Annotated in this window: 6 protein-coding genes and 1 pseudogene; 6 read left to right on the top strand and 1 reads right to left on the bottom strand. The window is 40.3% G+C overall.

From position 1 onward, the window contains the following. The 4 genes from RWM06_RS09100 to RWM06_RS09085 form a co-directional block, all read left to right on the top strand. Nucleotides 1-692 (top strand): ABC transporter permease (locus RWM06_RS09100; RefSeq protein ID WP_313970886.1); only part of this gene is annotated, 692 nt, incomplete at its 5' end. Further along, nucleotides 689-1,462 carry an ABC transporter permease gene (locus tag RWM06_RS09095; protein WP_084929727.1) on the top strand — a complete coding sequence of 258 codons (774 nt, stop codon included), beginning with the start codon at nt 689-691 and terminating at the stop codon, nt 1,460-1,462. The genes RWM06_RS09100 and RWM06_RS09095, both read left to right, overlap by 4 nt. Then, nucleotides 1,459-2,529 carry an ABC transporter substrate-binding protein gene (locus RWM06_RS09090; RefSeq protein ID WP_313970885.1) on the top strand — a complete coding sequence of 357 codons (1,071 nt, stop codon included), beginning with the start codon at nt 1,459-1,461 and terminating at the stop codon, nt 2,527-2,529. The genes RWM06_RS09095 and RWM06_RS09090 overlap by 4 nt, the downstream gene beginning before the upstream one ends. 287 nt (nt 2,530-2,816) lie before the next feature. Continuing rightward, complete coding sequence (locus RWM06_RS09085; protein ID WP_313970884.1) at nt 2,817-3,452, top strand: PBECR4 domain-containing protein; 636 nt, start codon at nt 2,817-2,819, stop codon at nt 3,450-3,452. A gap of 262 nt (nt 3,453-3,714) precedes the next feature. Here the strand turns inward: RWM06_RS09085 and tnpA are convergent. After that, nucleotides 3,715-4,229: pseudogene (gene tnpA, locus RWM06_RS09080) on the bottom strand (IS200/IS605 family transposase). Between the two features lie 527 nt (nt 4,230-4,756). On the opposite strand from tnpA, the gene RWM06_RS09075 reads away from it, so the two are divergent. Both RWM06_RS09075 and RWM06_RS09070 read left to right on the top strand, forming a co-directional pair. After that, a complete protein-coding gene (locus RWM06_RS09075; RefSeq protein ID WP_313970883.1) occupies nt 4,757-5,242 on the top strand; it encodes an LURP-one-related/scramblase family protein in 486 nt (161 codons plus the stop codon). Nucleotides 5,243-5,263: 21 nt separating this feature from the next. Beyond that, a partial coding sequence (locus RWM06_RS09070; protein WP_313970882.1) for an alanine--tRNA ligase-related protein occupies nt 5,264-5,852 on the top strand: 589 nt, incomplete at its 3' end.

Below are 5,852 nucleotides of genomic sequence, written 5' to 3'. Positions count from 1 at the left end.
AATTCAGTTTAGAAAACTATAAATCTTACTTTGCGTCACAAAACTTGACCTACCTCAAAATGAGTTTCAACTCTGTACTCTATGCAGGGATTGTAACCTTTGTGACCTTACTTATCAGCTATCCAACAGCCCTCTTTTTGACCCGTCTCAAGCACCGTCAACTCTGGCTCATGCTGATTATCCTGCCAACCTGGATTAATTTGCTCCTTAAAGCCTATGCCTTTATCGGGATTTTTGGTCAGAATGGCTCTATTAACCAATTTTTGGAATTCATCGGAATCGGTTCACAGCAGTTGCTCTTTACCGATTTCTCCTTTATCTTTGTCGCAAGCTACATCGAGCTTCCCTTTATGATTTTGCCCATTTTCAATGTCTTGGACGATATGGATAACAATCTCATCAATGCCAGCTATGACCTTGGTGCGACCAAGTGGGAGACCTTCCGTCATATCATCTTCCCTCTTTCTATGAACGGGGTAAGAAGTGGTGTCCAATCCGTCTTTATCCCAAGCTTGAGCCTCTTCATGCTGACCCGTTTGATTGGTGGAAACCGCGTTATTACTCTGGGGACAGCCATTGAGCAGAACTTCCTAACAAATGACAACTACGGTATGGGTTCAACCATTGGTGTGATTCTCATTCTGACCATGTTCATCACCATGTGGGTGACCAAGGAAAGGAGAGAACGATGAAAAAATTTGCCAACCTTTATCTGGGACTGGTCTTTCTTGTCCTCTACCTGCCGATTTTTTACCTGATTGGCTATGCCTTTAACGCAGGCAACGACATGAACAGGTTTACAGGCTTTAGTTTGAGTCATTTTAAAACCATGTTTGGCGATGGTCGCCTTATGCTAATTGTGACACAGACCTTTTTCTTGGCCTTCCTGTCAGCCTTGATAGCGACCATTATCGGGACTTTTGGAGCTATTTATATCTACCAGTCTCGTAAGAAATACCAAGAAGCCTTTCTTTCACTCAATAATATCCTCATGGTTGCGCCTGATGTTATGATTGGTGCCAGCTTCTTGATCCTCTTTACCCAGCTTAAGTTTTCACTTGGCTTTTTGACAGTTCTTTCTAGTCATGTGGCATTCTCCATTCCTATCGTGGTCTTGATGGTCTTGCCTCGACTCAAGGAAATGAACGGTGACATGATTCATGCAGCCTATGACCTTGGTGCCAGTCAATTTCAGATGTTCAAGGAAATTATGCTTCCTTACCTGACTCCGTCTATCATTGCAGGTTATTTCATGGCCTTCACCTATTCGCTAGATGACTTTGCTGTGACCTTCTTTGTAACGGGAAATGGCTTTTCAACCCTGTCAGTCGAGATTTACTCTCGTGCTCGTAAGGGGATTTCGCTAGAAATCAATGCTCTTTCTGCCCTTGTCTTTCTCTTTAGTATTATCCTAGTGGTTGGATATTACTTTATCTCACGTGAGAAGGAGGAGCAAGCATGAAAAAACTCTATTCATTTTTAGCAGGAATTGTAGCCATTATCCTGGTCTTGTGGGGAATTGCGACGCATCTAGATAGTAAAATCAATAGTCGAGATAGTCAAAAACTGGTCATTTACAACTGGGGTGATTATATCGATCCTGAACTCTTGGAGAAATTCACAGAAGAAACAGGAATCCAAGTCCAGTACGAGACTTTTGACTCCAATGAAGCCATGTATACCAAGATCAAGCAGGGTGGAACGACCTACGATATTGCTATTCCTAGTGAATACATGATCAACAAGATGAAGGACGAAGATCTCTTGGTTCCGCTTGATTATTCAAAACTTGAAGGTCTTGAAAATATCGGAACAGAGTTCCTCAACCAGTCCTTTGACCTAGGCAATAAATTCTCCATTCCTTATTTCTGGGGAACACTGGGAATTGTCTACAATGAAACCATGGTAGAGGAAGCGCCTGAGCATTGGGATGATCTCTGGAAGCCAGAGTATAAGAACTCCATCATGCTCTTTGATGGGGCGCGTGAGGTGCTGGGACTCGGACTAAATTCCCTCGGCTACAGCCTCAACTCCAAGGATACCCAGCAGTTGGAAGAGACAGTTGATAAGCTCTACAAACTGACTCCAAATATCAAGGCTATTGTGGCGGATGAGATGAAGGGCTACATGATCCAGAACAATGCTGCTATTGGTGTGACCTTCTCTGGTGAAGCTAGCCAAATGCTAGAAAAAAATGAAAATCTACGCTATGTGGTACCGACAGAGGCCAGCAACCTTTGGTTTGACAATATGGTCATTCCCAAAACAGTCAAAAACCAAGATGCAGCCTATGCCTTTATCAACTTTATGTTGAAACCTGAAAATGCTCTCAAAAACGCAGAGTATGTCGGCTATTCAACACCAAACCTACCAGCCAAGGAATTACTCCCAGAGGAGAAAAAAGAAGACAAAGCCTTCTATCCAGATGCTGAAACCATGAAACACCTAGAAGTTTATGAGAAATTTGACCATAAATGGACAGGCAAATATAGCGACCTCTTCCTACAGTTTAAAATGTATCGGAAGTAGGAGTAGAACGTAAGAAAACGAATCAGTTAGAGCTGGTTCGTTTTTTCCTAAATAAGAAGCAGCTTTTTGATTTTGATTGACAAATTGTTAAGAATCTAATATAATAAGATTCGTAGAAGAAAACTATCGCTTTTAGCGTAGCCAAAGAATTACTGGTCGGTCTGTTTTGGTCCGTAGTTCGTAGATAGGCTTATTTGGGTTTTATATATTTTCCGCAAGCAGGTGAATAAATATATCGTAGGAAGAGGTGTAAATAGCCTCTTTATTTTTTTGAGAAAAGGTACAGTATGTTAAGAAATTTAATTCTTAGTTACAGAACGTTGATGGATACTCAATACAAATTTACTATCACTCAGACTGTCTCCAAACAAACTACAGAAAAATATATTGAATTAAGTTTCACGGAACCAAATTTTCATCATCTTATAGGTTTGCACAAACTAAAAGGAATAGATAAAGTTAAGTGCTTCAATGGTAATGGGGCTCAGAGGATATATAACCAAATTTTGGGGAATCATATCACTTTTTATGATTTAGATAAAGATACATCTCAGCATAAGGCTGCATTTTTATCTAGAGCAACTTCTCTGAATTTAATTTATACGATGCTAGAAAATATAAGTGTTAATTTAAAGGGATTGTACTATTTTGACCCAAATAACATTGGGTCGAAGATTAAAGCAAAGTATTTATTGCATTTTCAACATAGAGATAAAGAATTTTATTTTTTGTTTGATAAATATGATAAGAAGGTTAAGAACACTGATATTTGCTATCCTGTTTCAGTTTTTAGAAGAAAAATACAGGCTGAGTTGCCAGAAGGGTGTAGTGCAAAACACTATGAAATGAACCAAACCCCCATTAAGCTATTGAAGGTTGAAAAAATACAGGGGGCTAGAATTGTTACATTATACGACAGATAGTTCATTTGGTTTAGAGAGCTATTTTGAGTATGACAGGTATATCAGATATCTGAGATGTAAGTCCGTTGTGGGCACCAGCTAACTGTGAAGCCAATAGCAATCCTAAGCATGACGCTGGAAATCATGACCACCCGTCTAACGGGTGGTTTGAACCAGGACTATAAGCCCAAATTACCAGCCAGCGCCTAAAGACGCTGGCTTTCACGTTGTTCAAGCCTTATTGCTCTTGACTCGTCACTTGCCTCTTAAAGAGGCTTTAGTATTACTTACCACTATCCCTAAAGGGATCCTCATATTCTTTTACACTTAATTTATCTAGTGCTATATCATGCTTTACTCGTTTTCAAATTTTCATACTCGTGAAGAAATCATCCACTGGATCATTTCTTTAATCTTGAATATATTTCTTAATTGTAGCTTCATTAAGACCTACTGTACTTACATAATAACCTTCCACCCAGAAATGCCTATTCCCAAACTTGTACTTGAGATTAGCGTGTTTGTCAAACATCATGAGTGCACTTTTTCCTTTTAAATAACCCATGAAACTCGAAACACTTATCCTTGGTGGAATACTTACTAACATATGTACATGGTCTGGCATTAAGTGACCCTCGATAATTTCAACTCCTTTATAACTACACAAGCGATGAAATATTTCGCCTAAACTACTTCGATATTGATTATAGATGACTTTTCGTCTATACTTAGGGGTGAACACAATGTGATAGAACACATCCACTCTGTGTGTGATAAACTATGTGCCTTTTGTGCCATATTTTTCTCCTTTCGCTTTACAATTGGCTTGAACACCTTTATTGTATCGCGTTTGGAGTTTTTTGGGTATAACCTTCGACACGCACCCGCATAGCGGGTAGTTCTTTTGCCTCGCACCTAACGGAGCGAGACGGACTGAAAGTCACATAATAAGAATCATCAGAGGAAGGAATAGAGAAATCGTGGCTATGCAAAAATAAATATTATAGCAAGATATGTATAGCAGATAAGATGGTAGTAAGTTTTGGGGGAAATCAAACGCTAATGACAGTGTCTATCTCACAAGAATCATTTCCAGTTGACGCGGAACCCAAAAAACGATATAATAAGAAAGTTGAGAATTGATTTTCAGTTGTCTTAGTCCAGAGAAATGGCGGTGCTGCGAGCCATCTAAGCTAGAAAGTCATGCTACTCAATTTAACAATTGCATAAGAATAAGAGAATGACAAGTTCATTGAATGAAGGTGGTACCGCGGTTTTTCGCCCTTCGTGATATGAGCTTGTCTTTTGATTTTTTGGAGGTGTTGATGAAAACATTTCTTGTCAAACAAAAGTTTCGTCTTGGAGGCGAACGCTTCGCTATCAAGGATGACAGGGGAGAAATCGCCTATCAGGTGGAGGGATCTTTTTTCCAAATTCCTAAGACTTTTACCATCTATGATGCCTATGGTGAGAAAGTCAGTCAGATCAGTAAGGAAATCTTGACCCTACTTCCTCGTTTCGAGATTCAGCTTCGGGATGGCTCGAGTTTTGTTATTCGTAAGAAGTTGACCTTCTGGCGAGATAAGTATGAGTTTGATAATCTAGGTCTTCGTATCGAGGGCAATATCTGGGATTTGGCCTTCAAATTGCTGGATGATCGCGATCAGCTGATTGCGGAAATCAAGAAAGAACTCTTCCATCTGACCTCTGCTTATACCGTAACGGTTCTGGAGGACGCTTATGCAGACCTAGTCATTTCCCTCTGCGTCGCGATTGACTATGTGGAGATGCTGGAAAGCCAATCACATTAAACAAGTAAATAAGGAGACAATATGAAACAACTATCTAGTGCACAAGTACGCCAAATGTGGCTTGATTTCTGGGCGACCAAAGGTCACTCAGTAGAACCATCAGTGAGTTTGGTTCCTGTAAATGACCCAACTCTTTTGTGGATCAACTCTGGGGTAGCAACTCTTAAGAAATACTTTGATGGAACCATCATCCCTGAAAATCCACGTATTACCAATGCCCAAAAAGCCATCCGTACCAACGACATCGAAAACGTAGGGAAGACTGCACGTCACCATACCATGTTTGAAATGTTGGGGAACTTCTCTATCGGAGATTACTTCCGTGACGAAGCGATCACTTGGGCTTATGAGCTTTTGACAAGCCCAGAATGGTTTGATTTCCCAGCTGAAAAACTTTATATGACCTACTATCCAGAAGATAAAGATTCATACAACCGCTGGATTGAAGTGGGAGTGGATCCAAGTCATTTGATTCCAATCGAGGATAACTTCTGGGAAATCGGTGCAGGACCTTCTGGACCAGATACAGAAATCTTCTTTGACCGTGGAGAAGCCTTTGACCCAGAAAATATCGGTCTTCGTCTCCTTGCAGAAGATATCGAAAACGACC

The sequence above is a fragment of the uncultured Streptococcus sp. genome, assembly GCF_963516575.1.
Taxonomy (GTDB): domain Bacteria; phylum Bacillota; class Bacilli; order Lactobacillales; family Streptococcaceae; genus Streptococcus.
The sequence above is the reverse complement of the archived record's forward strand: the minus strand, read 5'-3'. Positions and strand labels throughout refer to the sequence as shown.